Source organism: Mesorhizobium sp. B2-5-13 (assembly GCF_006440535.1).
Lineage (GTDB): Bacteria > Pseudomonadota > Alphaproteobacteria > Rhizobiales > Rhizobiaceae > Mesorhizobium > Mesorhizobium salmacidum.
In genome coordinates this window covers 38,389-52,059 of record NZ_VFUI01000012.1, presented here as the reverse complement: position 1 = coordinate 52,059, position 13,671 = coordinate 38,389, and the positions used below count along the sequence as shown (strand labels likewise).

Annotated in this window: 15 protein-coding genes; 10 read left to right on the top strand and 5 right to left on the bottom strand. The window is 60.3% G+C overall.

Annotated features, from left to right (window positions below; all coding sequences use genetic code 11):
- Positions 1 to 484: 484 nt before the first annotated feature.
- Positions 485 to 898 carry an SRPBCC family protein gene (locus FJ434_RS19915; RefSeq protein ID WP_140752311.1) on the bottom strand — a complete coding sequence of 138 codons (414 nt, stop codon included), beginning with the start codon at positions 896 to 898 and terminating at the stop codon, positions 485 to 487.
- Positions 899 to 1,200: 302 nt separating this feature from the next.
- Between FJ434_RS19915 and FJ434_RS19905 the strand changes: the two genes are divergently transcribed.
- The 5 genes from FJ434_RS19905 to FJ434_RS19885 all read left to right on the top strand — a co-directional run bounded on the left by FJ434_RS19905 (position 1,201) and on the right by FJ434_RS19885 (position 4,613).
- A complete protein-coding gene (locus tag FJ434_RS19905) occupies positions 1,201 to 1,380 on the top strand; it encodes a hypothetical protein (protein ID WP_140714358.1) in 180 nt (59 codons plus the stop codon).
- 230 nt (positions 1,381 to 1,610) lie between these two features.
- The gene (locus FJ434_RS19900; RefSeq protein ID WP_281406454.1) at positions 1,611 to 2,768 is read left to right on the top strand and encodes a helix-turn-helix domain-containing protein; all 1,158 of its coding nucleotides are present in this window, start codon (positions 1,611 to 1,613) and stop codon (positions 2,766 to 2,768) included.
- Between the two features lie 130 nt (positions 2,769 to 2,898).
- Entirely contained in the window at positions 2,899 to 3,648 is a 750-nt protein-coding gene (locus FJ434_RS19895; protein ID WP_140714362.1) for an SDR family oxidoreductase, read from the top strand.
- A 68-nt stretch (positions 3,649 to 3,716) separates the two neighbouring features.
- Complete coding sequence (locus FJ434_RS19890) at positions 3,717 to 4,265, top strand: flavin reductase family protein (RefSeq protein WP_140752309.1); 549 nt, start codon at positions 3,717 to 3,719, stop codon at positions 4,263 to 4,265.
- A 63-nt stretch (positions 4,266 to 4,328) separates the two neighbouring features.
- The gene (locus FJ434_RS19885; RefSeq protein WP_140714364.1) at positions 4,329 to 4,613 is read left to right on the top strand and encodes an Atu4866 domain-containing protein; all 285 of its coding nucleotides are present in this window, start codon (positions 4,329 to 4,331) and stop codon (positions 4,611 to 4,613) included.
- 183 nt (positions 4,614 to 4,796) lie between these two features.
- Here FJ434_RS19885 and FJ434_RS19880 read toward each other — a convergent pair whose 3' ends face one another.
- Together FJ434_RS19880 and FJ434_RS19875 are read right to left on the bottom strand one after the other, a co-directional pair.
- Entirely contained in the window at positions 4,797 to 5,570 is a 774-nt protein-coding gene (locus FJ434_RS19880; RefSeq protein WP_140714366.1) for an SDR family NAD(P)-dependent oxidoreductase, read from the bottom strand.
- A gap of 83 nt (positions 5,571 to 5,653) precedes the next feature.
- On the bottom strand, positions 5,654 to 6,262 hold the full coding sequence (locus FJ434_RS19875) for an NADPH-dependent F420 reductase (protein WP_140714368.1): 609 nt from the start codon (positions 6,260 to 6,262) through the stop codon (positions 5,654 to 5,656).
- Between the two features lie 110 nt (positions 6,263 to 6,372).
- Between FJ434_RS19875 and FJ434_RS19870 the strand changes: the two genes are divergently transcribed.
- The 4 genes from FJ434_RS19870 to FJ434_RS19855 all read left to right on the top strand — a co-directional run bounded on the left by FJ434_RS19870 (position 6,373) and on the right by FJ434_RS19855 (position 9,978).
- Positions 6,373 to 7,395, top strand: coding sequence for a LysR family transcriptional regulator (locus FJ434_RS19870; RefSeq protein ID WP_140714370.1), 1,023 nt, complete (start codon positions 6,373 to 6,375; stop codon positions 7,393 to 7,395).
- Positions 7,396 to 7,751: 356 nt separating this feature from the next.
- Complete coding sequence (locus tag FJ434_RS19865; RefSeq protein WP_140752307.1) at positions 7,752 to 8,408, top strand: hydrolase; 657 nt, start codon at positions 7,752 to 7,754, stop codon at positions 8,406 to 8,408.
- 121 nt (positions 8,409 to 8,529) lie between these two features.
- Positions 8,530 to 9,498, top strand: coding sequence for a zinc-binding alcohol dehydrogenase family protein (locus FJ434_RS19860; RefSeq protein WP_140752305.1), 969 nt, complete (start codon positions 8,530 to 8,532; stop codon positions 9,496 to 9,498).
- Positions 9,499 to 9,528: 30 nt separating this feature from the next.
- Positions 9,529 to 9,978, top strand: coding sequence for an ester cyclase (locus tag FJ434_RS19855; protein ID WP_140752303.1), 450 nt, complete (start codon positions 9,529 to 9,531; stop codon positions 9,976 to 9,978).
- Positions 9,979 to 10,127: 149 nt separating this feature from the next.
- Here FJ434_RS19855 and FJ434_RS19850 read toward each other — a convergent pair whose 3' ends face one another.
- Together FJ434_RS19850 and choX are read right to left on the bottom strand one after the other, a co-directional pair.
- Positions 10,128 to 11,147 (bottom strand): alcohol dehydrogenase catalytic domain-containing protein, encoded by a 1,020-nt coding sequence (locus FJ434_RS19850; RefSeq protein ID WP_246678409.1) that lies wholly within the window; start codon positions 11,145 to 11,147, stop codon positions 10,128 to 10,130.
- Positions 11,148 to 11,159: 12 nt separating this feature from the next.
- Entirely contained in the window at positions 11,160 to 12,089 is a 930-nt protein-coding gene (choX, locus tag FJ434_RS19845; RefSeq protein ID WP_140714383.1) for a choline ABC transporter substrate-binding protein, read from the bottom strand.
- Positions 12,090 to 12,206: 117 nt separating this feature from the next.
- Here choX and betI point away from each other — a divergent pair, with 117 nt between their 5' ends.
- On the top strand, positions 12,207 to 12,827 hold the full coding sequence (betI, locus tag FJ434_RS19840) for a transcriptional regulator BetI (protein ID WP_181166117.1): 621 nt from the start codon (positions 12,207 to 12,209) through the stop codon (positions 12,825 to 12,827).
- The last annotated feature ends 844 nt before the right edge of the window (positions 12,828 to 13,671 follow it).

Sequence of the window (13,671 nt, the reverse complement as noted above, 5' to 3'; positions counted from 1 at the left end):
CCGTTCCAGCCGTCAAGGGTCCGGCCGGTAAGAGCGCCCGCTAAACTTGGTCGTCAAAGCCGCGTTCGCCGATCTGCTCTCCGCATTGAGCGAGCTCCGATTGCCGCGACGCTCGTAACTCGTCTTACCGTGCCCGCCCTATACCCTCGGCTGGCGGGGGGCTCTTGTGCAGGCGCCGAGCCAGAGCACTATGCGGCGGACAAGGACGCCAGGGGCGCTCACAGCCCAGTGCCGCAGCGACCCGTTCCTGGAAATACTGCACTCCCCGCTCATGCCGCCCCGAGAGCGGGCCGGAGCTATAGGCCCCTGCGGCATAGTTGCGATGCGTATCGGCGCGAGATGGCGTAGTCCTCGCGTACCACGGCCAGAGTGCCTTGCACAGATTTCGCCCTGCTCTCGGATGCTTCAGCAGCGATATCGGCAAAGTAGAAATGGTAATGCTGGTCTGTGTGAAGCGGTGAGGTCGGATTGATCCGGCTAACGTTCATGCCGCCATCGAAAAGCGACAGCGTCCAGTTCGGCCACATCCAAAGCCATTCCCGCGATAGAACAGACCGTCTTTCGGCGGTGCGGTCATCCGGACATAACCGGGATGGGCGGTGGTCTGGAAAGCTTCGAAGTCGATGGCAGCGTAGAACGAGGGATGCGTGCCAGGGATGTGGTAGCCTTCGACGAAATTGTCGGTGTAGATCTTCCAGTTCGCCGCAAAGCTGACAGTGGCCTGATCGGTGGCGGCATAGGTCTCCAACGGCTCGTCCGCCAGTTCGGCGGGCAGAGAGCCAAGTTGATCCAAAAGACTTTCCTTCGGGTCGAGTGCCGCGAAGAGCAGCCCGCGATTCGGACAACTGCACCGGCTCCAGCGGCCAGTCTTCGGCGATGATCGCGGGATCCTTGCCATACCATGGGGCCTGCACCAGCCGGCCGGTGTCGGCAAAGGACCATTTGTGATAGGGACAAACGATCAGCCCACATTTGCCCGCGCCATCGGCCAGAAGTTTCGCCCCCCGGTGGCGGCAGACGTTCTTAAATCCGCGCAAGGTCCCGTCCCGGCCCCGGATGGCGAAGATCGGCGTGCCGGCGATGTCGATGGCAAGGTATTGACCGGACGTCCCGACCGAGGCGACAGGCCCCAATGCGCCAGCCGGAACCACACTTTCCGGTCCTCGTTCATCCGATGATGCAAGAGAAGGACACACAGTGATGGCTACCAAAGAAGAAAAGAAAGAGGCGAGCCGCGTGGTGAAGGGGCAAGAGCTGGAGGTAGAGCACCTGACGGAAATTGCCGACGTCACGCCGAAACAGGCGCGCGCATTGTTGCGAAAGCATGGTGCCGACTGGACTAGGCTCAAGGACGAAGCCGAAGATTTGAAAGAAAACTGAACTGTCGGCAAGGCTTCTCCGTTTCTGAGGGCATTGCGGGCCGGCGGGTTGACGCCGTTACGGCGAAGCGCTTCCCCCCTTATAAAAAAAGCCGATCCAGCCGGAACGCGCGCTGGCTCCTATTGAAGGCGCAAGGAAGGAACACCCGGACGCGTCAAAGAAAGACATCGCCCGTGCGGCGTTCTTTTCGATTATCGCTGACGCCGACCAGGACCACGGAAAGGGTGCTCTTGGACGAACCTACGAATGGACTCGACCCGGAGTTGGTTGGCGAGGCTGTCGAAGTCATGAAGGAGTTAGCGGTTGGTGGAATGACGATGGTGGTTGTGACACAGCAGTGCGATAGAAATCGCGCAAAAGCGATAATTGCAGCAGTGGCAAAATTTCTTATTCTACAGCGCTCTTGCGGACTCAGTGAAATGGCGCTGCAACCGTGTGGTAAGCTGGATTACAAACTGGTGAGATGGCCTTCGAAGACGACAAGAAGCCTTGATACACCTCCCGATCGCACATCCCCGCAGAGCCATGAGAAGTACATTGCCGGTCGCACGCTGATCAGTGGCGATGGTCCAGCGTGGACAGACATGTTCGTGCAGGTCTTCTCTCGTCTCACGATACAAGAGCCGTTCCTGGTTCCGGCGGTTGCTGAACCGCTGATCGTGTGGGTGATGTCAGGGGAAGCGCTGGTCGAGGAGCGCGATCTGGGAGGCGAATGGATTGCCAACCGGGTAGCCGTCGGGGATTTCTTCCTCACGCGCTCCGCGACGCCATATGAACTGCGCTGGGTTGCCAACGGCGACGAACCGTTTCAGGTCATGCATCTCTACCTCTCGGTTCCATTGTTTGAACGAGTGGCGGAGGAGGTTTCAGGCAAAGCTACGCTGGGCCTGCGTGACATCTCCGGCGGCCGGGACGAGCAACTATCTCACCTGCTGGCGCTCATTCACCGCGAGTTGACTGCGGAAGGGGCGGGCAGCGCACTTTTCATCCAGGGATTGGCGCAAAGTCTGGCTGTTCATTTGGTCCGGCACTACACGTCATGGGAAAACAGAGGGCGCCGGCAAAACGCTCTTCCAGGTGCGAAACTGCGCAGGGCAATTGCGTTCATGGAGGCGCACCTGCAGGAGCCGTTTGATCTGGCCCAGGTGGCGCGAGGCGTTGGTATGAGCAAGTTCCACTTCAGCCGCTTGTTCAAGAAGGCGACGGGACTTTCGCCATCTCATCAGTTCATCCGCCTGCGCGTCGCCAGAGCGCAGAGATTGCTACAGGAGACCGATACCAGCATCATCGGGGTTGCAATGGCCGTCGGCTACTCCAGCCCCAGTCACTTCGCCCAGATCTTCCGCCGCGAAACGGGGGTATCGCCCCGGGCCTATCGCCGTGACTGAGACTTTCCCCGACCACAATAGAGCAAAATCCCGACAGTTCGCGCAGGTTGCCGTGAGAAGGCGCCGACCACTCCAACTAAGTTCGTCCTTGTTCCAACGACCCCGCACGGGCCCAACAAGGAGTTGAACAATGACGAACATTTCTGGAAAAGTCGCACTGGTCACCGGTGCATCGAGCGGCATCGGCGCCGCCACTGCCCTGAAGCTTGCCAAGGCCGGCGCCAGGGTCGGTATCGCAGCACGGCGCACCGACAAGCTCGAAGCTCTCAAGAGCGAAATCGCCTCGAAGGGCGGTGAGGCCCTGGTGATCGCGATGGATGTGGTTGATGTTGCCGCAGTCGAGGCTGGCGTGAAGAAGCTGGCCGACGCCTATGGCTCCATCGACATTCTCGTCAACAATGCAGGGTTGATGCCGCTTTCCGACCTCGATCAACTCAAGACCAACGAATGGCACCGCATGGTCGATGTCAATGTGAAGGGCCTGCTGAACGTCACGGCCGCCGTGCTGCCCCGGATGGTCAAGCAGCATTCCGGCCATATCTTCAACATGTCCTCGATCGCTGGTCGCAAGGTCTTCAAGGGCCTGGCGGTCTATTGTGCGACAAAGCATGCCGTTGCCGCCTTGTCCGACGGCCTTCGCATGGAAGTCGGCCAGAAGCACAACATCCGGGTCACCTGCATCCAGCCAGGCGCCGTCGCCACCGAGCTTTACGACCACATCACCGATGCCGGTTATCGGCAGCAGATGGACGATCTCGGCAAGCAGATGACGTTCCTGCAGGGCTCGGACATCGGCGACACCATCGTTTTTGCCGCGCAGGCCCCCGCTCACGTGAATGTTGCGGAGCTTTTCGTTCTGCCGGTTGAACAAGGTTGGTAATTGAAATCAGAAAATCTTTCTGCCTCTCCGCCCGCACACGGAGAGGCATCCTCGAAAAGGAGCTTACGATGAAAGAGATACCTGCTTCTCAGGCCTATCACCTACTCGAACCGGGTCCGATTGTTCTGGTAACGACGAGCTATAAGGGCAAGCCGAATGTGATGACCATGGGTTTCCACATGATGATCCAGCATTCGCCACCGCTGATCGGCTGCGTCGTCGGGCCCTGGGACTACAGCCAGCGGGCGTTGAAAGAAACCGGTGAATGCGTCATCGCCATTCCAACAATCGATCTGGCCGAGACCGTCGTCGACATCGGCAATTGCTCTGGCGATTCCGTAGACAAGTTTCAGCGTTTTGGGCTGAAGACGCGCCCGGCAAAGGAGGTGAAGCCCCCGTTGGTCGCTGACTGCCTAGCCAACATCGAATGCCGGGTCGCCAACGCGAGCCTTGTCGATACCCACAACCTGTTCATCCTTGAGGCGAAACGGATCTGGATTGACGAAGCCCGGACAGAACGCCGGATGCTACATCACCGCGGTGACGGCAGTTTCATGGTCGACGGCGGCCTGCTTGATCTAAGCGACCGCATGACGAAGTGGCGGCAATTGCCATAAGCCGTCGCTACGCCTTGCAGCCAACCAAATACGCTGATCATCGACTGCAAAGGATTTGCTCAGATGAATAGCCCATATAAGTCAACCTCCGCACCCGACAGAATGCATGCTTATGTCGGTCTATGGATCACCGCAGACGGCCAAATTCGCCACAACCTGCTCCAGAACGGTCGCTATGACGAAGCGCGCGGCTGTCGAGAAAGTGCTTACCAGGGCCGTTATGAGGTCCGTGGCAACCACATCGATTATTGGGATGACACCGGCTTCACAGCCGATGGTGAGTTCAGAGATGGAGTCCTCTACCATGCTGGCATGGTGCTCTATCGAGATCGTAAAATTCCGCGTTAGCGGCGATCATCGGGCGCGGAGCATCGGCCAGATCGCCTTGCCGCGAAGGAAGAGTAGGACGCAGTTCGTTTTGCTGGCAGATTGGTGCCATAGCAACGGTGGAACGCCTCAGTTTCCTCGGCTCGCCGTTCCGACAGGAGTATGCGTCAGTAGGGATTGACGGGGCAGTCAAGCGGTCTCCGCTCAAAACTCGAAGCCGCCGATGGTCATGCCTCCGTCGACAACCAGCATTTGCCCGAACACATAGCTTGATGCGTCTGAGCAGAGCCAAACGGCGGCCTGCGCAATTTCACTCGGCTTAGCGCCTCGTTTGGCGGGAATGGCGTTCGTCGTCTGTGCCGCAAAAGACGGATTTTGGGCGCTTGCCGTTACGACCATTGGGGTCTCGGTCCACCCCGGCGCCAAGGCGTTCACTCGAATCCCGTGTGCGGCGTTCTCCATCGCCGCGACCCGCGTCAGCCCATGAACGCCATGTTTCGACGCCGCATAGGCACACATCCCGCCTGGGCCAGTCAGTGCCGCTACGGAGGCCGTGTTGCAGATCACACCACCGCCGCCGCGCTTCAGAAGCGGAAGCTCATGCTTCATGCAGAGAAAGACGCTGCGCAGGTTGGTGCGCAAAACTCTGTCGAAATCATCCGTCGGATAGTCTTCGATCCGATGCGCGCCGCCTGTGATCCCGGCGTTGTTGAAGGCGGCGTCCAACCGACCCGCCTCAGTGGCGATGCGCGAGAGAAATACCGCGACGTCCTCCTCCGACGAGACGTCGACCCGAGCGACCTGCGCTTTACCGCCCGCCTTTTCGACGAGAGCCTGGGTTTCCGCGAGGCCCTGCTCATTGACGTCCCCGCCGCAGACAAGGGCGCCGCGAGCGGCGAACGCCAAGGCGGCCTCCCGACCTATCCCCGACCCGGCCCCAGTGACCAAAACCACCTTGCCATCGAAATCATTCAACATGACGTGCTCCTGCCGGAAGCTTCACTCTCGCGGCAGCGGCTTTCACCGTTGCTGCCAATGGCGTTATTCGGTGCGCGGCCAGATTAGGCCAGCTTGATCAGGTCCTGAGCCACGAGGGTGCCGCCAAACTGCTGCAGATGGCTGGCCTGCCGCAGGGTGCCGAGGTCAAGCGCCGCATAGCCGAGTCGCTCGATGAGAGCGGCAACTTGGGACCTGGCGCTGCCGTCATCGCCAGACAGCGCCACAACGCGTCGTCCGCCCGCCTGTGCTGGCGGCGCTTCCAGTTTTGCGGCCGGGACCGTATTGAAGGCCTTTACCACCCGGGCGCCAGGAAACGCCTCCGCGACGATCTCGGTTGAGAGCCGGCCGCCCAGGTCGGCAGGCTTGAACGACGGAAAGTCGATCGCGTTGCTCGCGTCGATCACCAGGCGGTTATCCCAATTTGCACCCGCGGCATCCGCGTCCTCGACGAACGGCCGAATGGCACCAAAGGGAATCGCCAGGATCACCACGTCCGCATGGGCCGCGTCACCGGTGGTGGCGGGCCTGATGTTGAGACCAAGCGCGCGGACCATGTCTGTGAGCGACGACGGTCCTCGACTATTGGCGACCATTACATCGATGCCCTGGCGCGCGAACTGCGTTGCGATGGCATGGCCGATGGCACCAGATCCGATTATCGCATAAGTCATTTTGCTCGCTCCCTCAAACGTCGGTGGAGTGGTCGGTTGCGTAGGCTAGCGCTGCTGACCTAGGGTACGAAAGTTGTAAAATTTCGAGTCTTCTATTCGAGGAAATCGTTATGTCTGATCCCGGCACGCCAACGTTCGATCAGTTGCGAGTGTTTCTGACAGTGATCGATGTTGGAAGTTTCGCGGGCGCGGCCCGCCAGCTCAACCGAGCCACATCGGTTATCAGCTACACGATCACCAATTTGGAAGCCCAGCTTGGCGTTACGCTCTTCGAAAGAGATTCCACCCGCCGGCCCCGACTCACCGACGACGGGAAAGCGCTGCTTTCAGAAGCGCGCAATGTTGCCCTGGGCTTCAATCGATTGCGCGCAAAGGCCAAGGGTCTTCATCAAGGCCTCGAACCGGAAGTTCACGTCGCCCTTGACGTGATGCTGCCGGCGTCGCGAATTGTTGCCGCGCTCAAGAGCTTCCGGGAGGAATTTCCCACCGTACCGCTCAAGTTGAGGGCGGAAGCCTTGGGTGCCGTGACGGAGCTCGTCCTTGATCGCACATCGATGATTGGTGTTCGCGGACCGCCCGACGTGGAAATCGACGGGCTGGAGCGGATCGGCGTCGGAAGTGTCAATTTGGTTCCTGTCGCCTCACCCGACCACCCCCTGGTGTCCCAGGCAAATGGGCTCGGCGCGGGGCGACATCATGTTCAGTTGGTCCTTACCGATCGGACGTCGCGCACCGCCGGTGAGGACCTGGGCGTCATGGGCACCCACACCTGGCGCATCGCCGACCTGGCCACGAAGCACATGCTGCTTCGGGAAGGTATTGGCTGGGGGACGATGCCGGAACCCATGGTCCGCGAAGACCTCGCATGCGGCAAGCTCGTTTTGCTGGACCTGCCGGACTTCAAAGGCGGTCACTATCGCTTCTTTGCGATCCACCGGACGGACATGCCTCCAGGCCCGGCTGGCTCTTTCCTGATCAACCAGTTCGAGTGGCAATCCCATGGTATGAACGGTGGCAGCTTGCATGCCTTAGCATCGGCAGATGCAGGCGCGCCCATCGTTGTCGATGCCCCCGGACATCGCGTGGCACAAATCGAAGGCCCGCTCGTTCACGGGCGGCAGACGTCAAATTGAGCAATGAAACGAGCTAGGCGCCGGCCACTCCAGCGGTCTTAGGGAAGCATCGCCCTGCCGTGGCTATCCAAGAGTCCCCGCTCTTCATCGGTCCGCCAAGCGATCGGCCTTTTCCGGCCTTGCGCGACCGCTCCTCTCATGCAGTGCAAGCCAACGGTAGGTCCGACGGTCCGGACCCCTCGTGATCGCTTGTCGATCGCATCGAACGTCACGCGCGACCGTATCTGGCTGTTCGCCTCAGACGATTACGGTCAAATCTGAGCCGTACTAGCCAGATATTCGATCACTTTATTTGAAGATCGAACCATCATGCAGATGGGCGCAGGCCGTCTGCGACAACAACAAAAGGAAATTACATGGCCGCTGCAGTATTCCCCAAGGTTGGTCTCGAGGCGATGTTGACGCCCGAAAATTGCGTCCTTGTGCTTATCGATCATCAGGCGTTCCAGGTTGCGGGTGTCCGAAACATCGACCCTCAAATCATGATCAACAACACGGTGGCCCTCGCGAAGGTGGCCAAGGCCTTCAATGTCCCGACACTTCTGACAACTGTGATCAAGGCTCGGGGTGGTGAGCTTCTCAAGGCGATCCAGGACGTGTTTCCCGATCAGGTGCCGATCGACCGGACCACTATCAACACATGGGAAGACAAGGCCTGCGTCGACTGGGTGAAGAAGACCGGCCGGAAGAAAGTCGTCATCGCGGGCCTGTGGACCGAAATATGCCTCGCTTTTCCCGTGATCCAGGCGCTTGGCGAAGGCTGGGAAGTCTATTTTGTGACCGACGCTTCCGGCGGCGTCAGCACTGAAGCGCATGACCGCGGCGTTCAACGGATGATCCAGGCCGGCGGCGTGCCGCTGACCTGGATAGTGTTCGCATCGGAACTCCAGCGCGATTGGGCGCGGGAATCGACCGTTCCCGCGTTAGCGCAGGTGCTCCTGGATCACGGTGGAGCGACCGGCACCAGTTTGGCGTGGGAGTGGCAATTGCTCGGCTCGCACGGCGGAGCCTGATGGCACGGCGACGCCCGCTGTTAAGCTGCCGCGGGCTTCGCCTTCTGGACCTCAAGGATTTCGATCGGACGTAACCCGGCGGGGTTCGCATTCCTGAAGACTTATCCCTGGAGCCTTGGCGATGACCACGATGCGCGCCGTTCGTTTCTCGGCCTATGGTCCGCCCTCGGTCCTGAGCGTCAAGGACATTGCCAGGCCTGTCCCGCAAACTGGCGAGGCGCTGGTGAAAGTGGATGCTTCCGCGATCAACCCCAGCGACGTGAAGTTTGTCTCCGGCGTGTTCAGTCCGACGCTGCCGCGCACGCCTGGCCGGGACTACGCGGGGACGATCGTCGCAGCTTCGGGCCCTTGGGCGGGCAAGTCGGTATGGGGCAACGGCGCGGGCTTCGGTATCGGCCGCGACGGCTCCCACGCCCAGTTCGTCGCCGTGCCGGAAGATTGGCTTTCGGAGATGCCGGCGAACCTCTCGATGGAACAGGCCGCCACCGTCGGCGTCCCCTTTGTCACGGCGTGGTCCGCGCTTGTCGTGGCAGGTGATATCCGGGCCGGCGAAACGGTGCTCATCACCGGTGCGTCCGGCGCCGTCGGCCGCGCGGCGATCCAGATTGCGCACTGGAAGAAGGCTCGTGTGATCGGTGCCGACATCAACATGAGCCAGGATTCCGAAGCGGATATTTTCATCAACACGAAGACCAAGGACCTGCCCACCATGGTGGCGGCGCTGACCGGGAACAAAGGTGTGAACCTTGTGCTGGACGCCGTCGGCGGGCCGGTCTTCGAGCCAGCAATGAAGTCGATGTGTCTGGACGGCCGCCAGGTGGCGATCACAAGCGTTGGTTCGCGCCGCGTCGAATTCGATCTGATGGATTTCTATCACAACCGGCAACGTTTGATCGGCGTTGATACCGCCAAGCTCACAGGCGCCGAAATCGCGGCGATCCTGAACGCGCTTCGCCCGGGTTTCGAGAGCGGCGCGTTGCGACCGTCGCCGGTCAAGACCTGGCCACTCGATGATGCGGTGCAGGCTTATGAGGCGGTCGCCGCCGGCGATGCCTCGGCAAAACATGTCCTAAATCCACAAAGCGCTTAGCCGCCTCACCGTTACAAGAAGGATCCGACCATGTCCGACTCCGAAGCCAACAAAGCCATCGTGCGTCGCTATTTCGAGATGTTCAATTCCGGCAGCCTCGGTCAACTCGCCGAGATTGTGTCGGAGGACTATGGCGACAAGCTCGAAGGGCAAACGTCAGGCATCGAAGTCATCAGGAGCTACCTCCAGGGGCTGAAGGTCAGTTTCCCCGACTTCACATGGACCATTGAGCAGATCATCGGCGAAGGCGATCGGGTGGCGGTGATGAACCGCGTCAGCGGCACTCAGGTGAATGATTTCGGGGATATCAAGGCGACCGGGAATCGGGTCGATTTCGCCGCCTTCCAGTTCTACCGAATCGCCGATGGCAAACTCGCGGAGCACTGGGAAGTCGCTGACTTCGCCAGATTCCAGGAGCAACTCACCGCCAAGCCGGCCGCGTCGGCCTTCAAGTCCTTCCAAAACACCCTGAAGGACTGATCTCCAAACGGCGCGCAGATACGCCGATGATTCCGTGGTCGGCAGTGCCGGTGAGTACACGGTTCGCTGTCTTCTTGGGGTACGTCAAAGGCGCGCTATCCGCTGGTGTGACGTTGGCATTGACCAACGGTTGAGTTGCGGCAAGAACGTCAGATCTCGCCACGAAAGACAATCGCCTGTCTCCCTTCAGCTTTTCCGTTTTTCAACCGGTCCAGTGCGCTCGTCGCCTCGGCGAGCGTGACGCGCTGCACCTGTGCCTCGAACGGCTGCGTCTGGTGCAGTTGAATGAGTTCATGCATTTGCGCGCGCGTGCCGACGCTGGTACCTGTTATCCACACGCCAGTCGCGGTGAGCCACTCTTGGCTGAGTGGCACCGGTTGCGAGACCATCGCAGCTGCGATGATCCTGCCACGCGGACGGATTGCTGCGATCATAGCGTCCCAGGTTACTGGCGTGGGCGCAAAATTGATGCAGACGTGGGCGCGCAGGTTCACCGGCCACTTGCCAGCCAGAGCGGGCGAGGCAAGCAAGATGTGTTCGGCGCCAAGGGAGGATGCAAGGCGGAGCTTGGCCTCATCGGTATCGACGGCGACGACAGTTGCACCCAGCCGCCGGGCGATCTGGACCGCATAGAGGCCCAGGCCGCCGCAGCCGAATATCGCGCAGGTGTCTCCGGCAACAACTCCCCCGCGCTTCACGGCGCCAAAGGCGGTCAGGCCTGCGCACATCAATGGCGCCAGCGCTGCGGCATCGCCGTCTCCGGGTATTCGCGCGGCAAAACGCGCATCGGCAACGACATATTCAGCGAAAGTGCCCGCAACATCGAAGCCATGCGCCCGCTGGTGTTGGCAGAACGACTCCATGTCCGAACGGCATTCATCGCAGCCGCCGCATGTATCGTGAAGCCAGGCGATACCGGCGCGCTCGCCAAGGCGCCAATCCGCGACCCCGGCGCCTATCTGCGCCACCTTGCCAATGCCCTCATGGCCGAGAATTGCGGTCTGTTGCCCTGACGCCGGCCGCAGATGTCCTTGCCACACATGCACATCGGTATGGCATATGCCGCTCGCCTCCAGACGAACCAATATCTCTCCCGGACCCGGTTCCGGCCGCGGCACACTCATGATGCGCAACGGCTGGCCAGCGCCTTCCAGCACGGCTGCAAGCATGCTGTGGCCCATCTACAGACCCAAGGCGCTTTTCACGGCCGGCAAGCCCGGTTGGCCGTCAAAGGTCGAGACGCCGTCCAGCCATTTCGCCAGTTTGTCTGGGTTGCGCTTGACCATTCCGAGGGCGGCTTCGTCCGCGGATTTTCCCTCCCCCAGGATCATCCGCATGCCATAGTTTTCATAAGTGAGATCGAATGCCAGATTGGCGAACAGCTTGGCTGCGTTGGGACATTCCGCCGAAAAGCCCTTCCGGGCGATGGTGCGGACAGTGGCGCCGCCGAAATTCGGCCCGAACTCGACGTCCCCGCCCGACAGGTAGGTTATCTTGTAGTCAAGATTCATCGGATGCGGTTCCCAGCCGAGGAAGACGACCCAGCTCTTGTCTGCCACGGAGTTTGCGACCTGCGTCAGCATCGCTGCTTCGCTAGACTCGATAATCTGCCATTCGCCCAGTCCGTGTCGGTTGGCTGCCACCATGTCGAGCAGCGGCTTGTTCGAGCCCGCCTCGATGCCATAGATCTTGGCGCCGAACTTGTCGGCGTGGGCAGCGAGGTCGTCGAAGCTTTTGACGCCCTGGTCCGCAACATATTGCGGAACGGCGAGCGTGTATTTGGCGCCCTCCAGGTTCACGCCCAACACTTCGACCGATCCCTCATCGAAATAGGACTTGTATTCCTCGTCTTGGACCGGTCGCCAGTTGCCCAGAAAGACATCCATGTCGTTCTCCTTCAGCGCCGAATAGGCAACGCCTAGGCCGAGCAGGGTCTGCGAGGCGTCATACCCCAGTGAGTTGAGGATCACCTGCGCAGTGGTGTTGGTCAGGGCGATGTCGGTCCAGCCAAGATCCGCCATGCGGACCTTCTGGCACTGAGCCGCGTCGGCGGCCAGGGCAGGCGAGGCGATGAGTCCTGAAAGCAAAGCGAAAACGAATGTGGTGCGCATTGAGGTTCCCCATTTTCTTGGTCAGACGGACTGGCCGTGGACCGTATGATACTCGCGCTATATGTCAATACAGAACCCTGTACATGCATACAAAAATCTTTTCTGCTACAAAAAGTAATGACGACTCAGAGCAAGCGAACGAAAATCGAGGACATCCGGCGTGTCGAACTGGTCGCTGCCGCGCACCGTGTGTTCCTCGAGCATGGGCTGCAAGGCATGACTTCGGCCCGCATATGCCGCGAAGCCGGCATGTCGCCGGGCATCCTGGCTTATTATTTCAAAGGCAAGGACGAGGTTCTCTTCGGGATGGTGCGGCACAACAACCGGATCCTGATGGAGGACATCGTCGCGAAATTGAGGGCAGCGAAGACACCCTGGCAGCGGTTCATCGCCGTGGTCGAGGGAAACTTCCCCGAGAATGCATTCGAACCGAACGTGGCGAAGGCTTGGCTGTCCGTCTGCGCGGCGGCTGCCAGCAGTTCTCAATTCGCGCTTTTGCAGGCGATCTTTTATCGGCGCCTGAAGTCAAACCTGAGTTCGGCGTTCGCGGGTGTGCTTGATCCCCCGAGCCTGCGCGCAGCTTCCTTGGCGGTCGGTGCGCTGATTGATGGCATGTGGCTCCGCAAGGCTGCGGGTGACGACGTTTCCCGCGATGAGGCCATCGAGATAATCGTGGCGCATATTAAAGGCACTTTGACCGGCGAGGCGCTGGAATGCCTCACCAGTGCCGAAGGTTGAACGAGTTTCGGTCAAGGTCGTCCAAGCGGGGATATCTTCGGCGCGAAAATCGTGCGTAGCCACTTCACCTTCTTTCAACCGGGCGGCAATGGCCAGTCGACGGCATCTGCACTGGCGCGGATCTACGGCATGATGGCGGCTGTGCGACCTGGGAGGGCAAGCCTCTGGTCGGCCGCGCGGCGATCGAGGAAGCAGCGCGGCCTCGGTTTCGTGGCATGGATGACAGCTTCGCGGCCCTGGCCGCCTTCGCCGCGGGCTATCAGATCGAGGATCGTGTCCATGCTGGCCGCGCTTCGTCGCAAACGTTCAGGCACACCGGCTAGGGGCGCCATCGGCTTTGCCGACCCGGCCATGTCGGCTGCCAGATCAAATCCGGAGAAGAGCGGCTTTTTGACATCGGCGCCACGGTGCACAGCTCAATCATTTCGCTGGCGAAACCGGACTGGGCCGTTGCCTTTGACGGCGACAAGCCGGAAGCGCAAGCGAGCAGAGCTAAAACACTGACTATTTCGCCAAGAATCACGAGATAATCTTTGCGCCGCACTTCGCGTTTCCAGGCATCGGGTCCATCGAGAAAGATGGCGAGCACTTCAAATGGGTGCCCAGCGACAAGCCCAAGTAGGCATGCCATCAGAACGACATAGCCATAGTCCTTGGCACTTCGCCACCGGCCGTCATCGAAAGTTTCGTGGCACCTTTTCTGGCTGTTAATCCAGGAGATGATGTCATCACGAAGCGGTGACGAGTGTAACGAACACTGGCGCGCTGCGAAGGCTGGGTATGAGCGGCAAACGTTTGCGGCTCGCCTCGCTCGAAGTTTCGATGCGAGTGGATTCAACTCAGC

What these genes read in the sequence shown, in the direction of transcription:
- FJ434_RS19850 (WP_246678409.1), bottom strand. Translation starts at nt 11,147, where the DNA reads ATGCTTGCAGCCGTGCTGGAAGGCGCTGGCCAGCCGTTGCGCATCATG.
- FJ434_RS19865 (WP_140752307.1), top strand. Translation starts at nt 7,752, where the DNA reads ATGGCCGCTGCAGTATTCCCCAAGGTTGGTCTCGAGGCGATGTTGACG.
- FJ434_RS19855 (WP_140752303.1), top strand. Translation starts at nt 9,529, where the DNA reads ATGTCCGACTCCGAAGCCAACAAAGCCATCGTGCGTCGCTATTTCGAG.
- FJ434_RS19890 (WP_140752309.1), top strand. Translation starts at nt 3,717, where the DNA reads ATGAAAGAGATACCTGCTTCTCAGGCCTATCACCTACTCGAACCGGGT.
- FJ434_RS19860 (WP_140752305.1), top strand. Translation starts at nt 8,530, where the DNA reads ATGACCACGATGCGCGCCGTTCGTTTCTCGGCCTATGGTCCGCCCTCG.
- choX (WP_140714383.1), bottom strand. Translation starts at nt 12,089, where the DNA reads ATGCGCACCACATTCGTTTTCGCTTTGCTTTCAGGACTCATCGCCTCG.
- FJ434_RS19875 (WP_140714368.1), bottom strand. Translation starts at nt 6,262, where the DNA reads ATGACTTATGCGATAATCGGATCTGGTGCCATCGGCCATGCCATCGCA.
- betI (WP_181166117.1), top strand. Translation starts at nt 12,207, where the DNA reads ATGACGACTCAGAGCAAGCGAACGAAAATCGAGGACATCCGGCGTGTC.
- FJ434_RS19880 (WP_140714366.1), bottom strand. Translation starts at nt 5,570, where the DNA reads ATGTTGAATGATTTCGATGGCAAGGTGGTTTTGGTCACTGGGGCCGGG.
- FJ434_RS19885 (WP_140714364.1), top strand. Translation starts at nt 4,329, where the DNA reads ATGAATAGCCCATATAAGTCAACCTCCGCACCCGACAGAATGCATGCT.
- FJ434_RS19870 (WP_140714370.1), top strand. Translation starts at nt 6,373, where the DNA reads ATGTCTGATCCCGGCACGCCAACGTTCGATCAGTTGCGAGTGTTTCTG.
- FJ434_RS19915 (WP_140752311.1), bottom strand. Translation starts at nt 898, where the DNA reads ATGGCAAGGATCCCGCGATCATCGCCGAAGACTGGCCGCTGGAGCCGG.
- FJ434_RS19905 (WP_140714358.1), top strand. Translation starts at nt 1,201, where the DNA reads ATGGCTACCAAAGAAGAAAAGAAAGAGGCGAGCCGCGTGGTGAAGGGG.
- FJ434_RS19895 (WP_140714362.1), top strand. Translation starts at nt 2,899, where the DNA reads ATGACGAACATTTCTGGAAAAGTCGCACTGGTCACCGGTGCATCGAGC.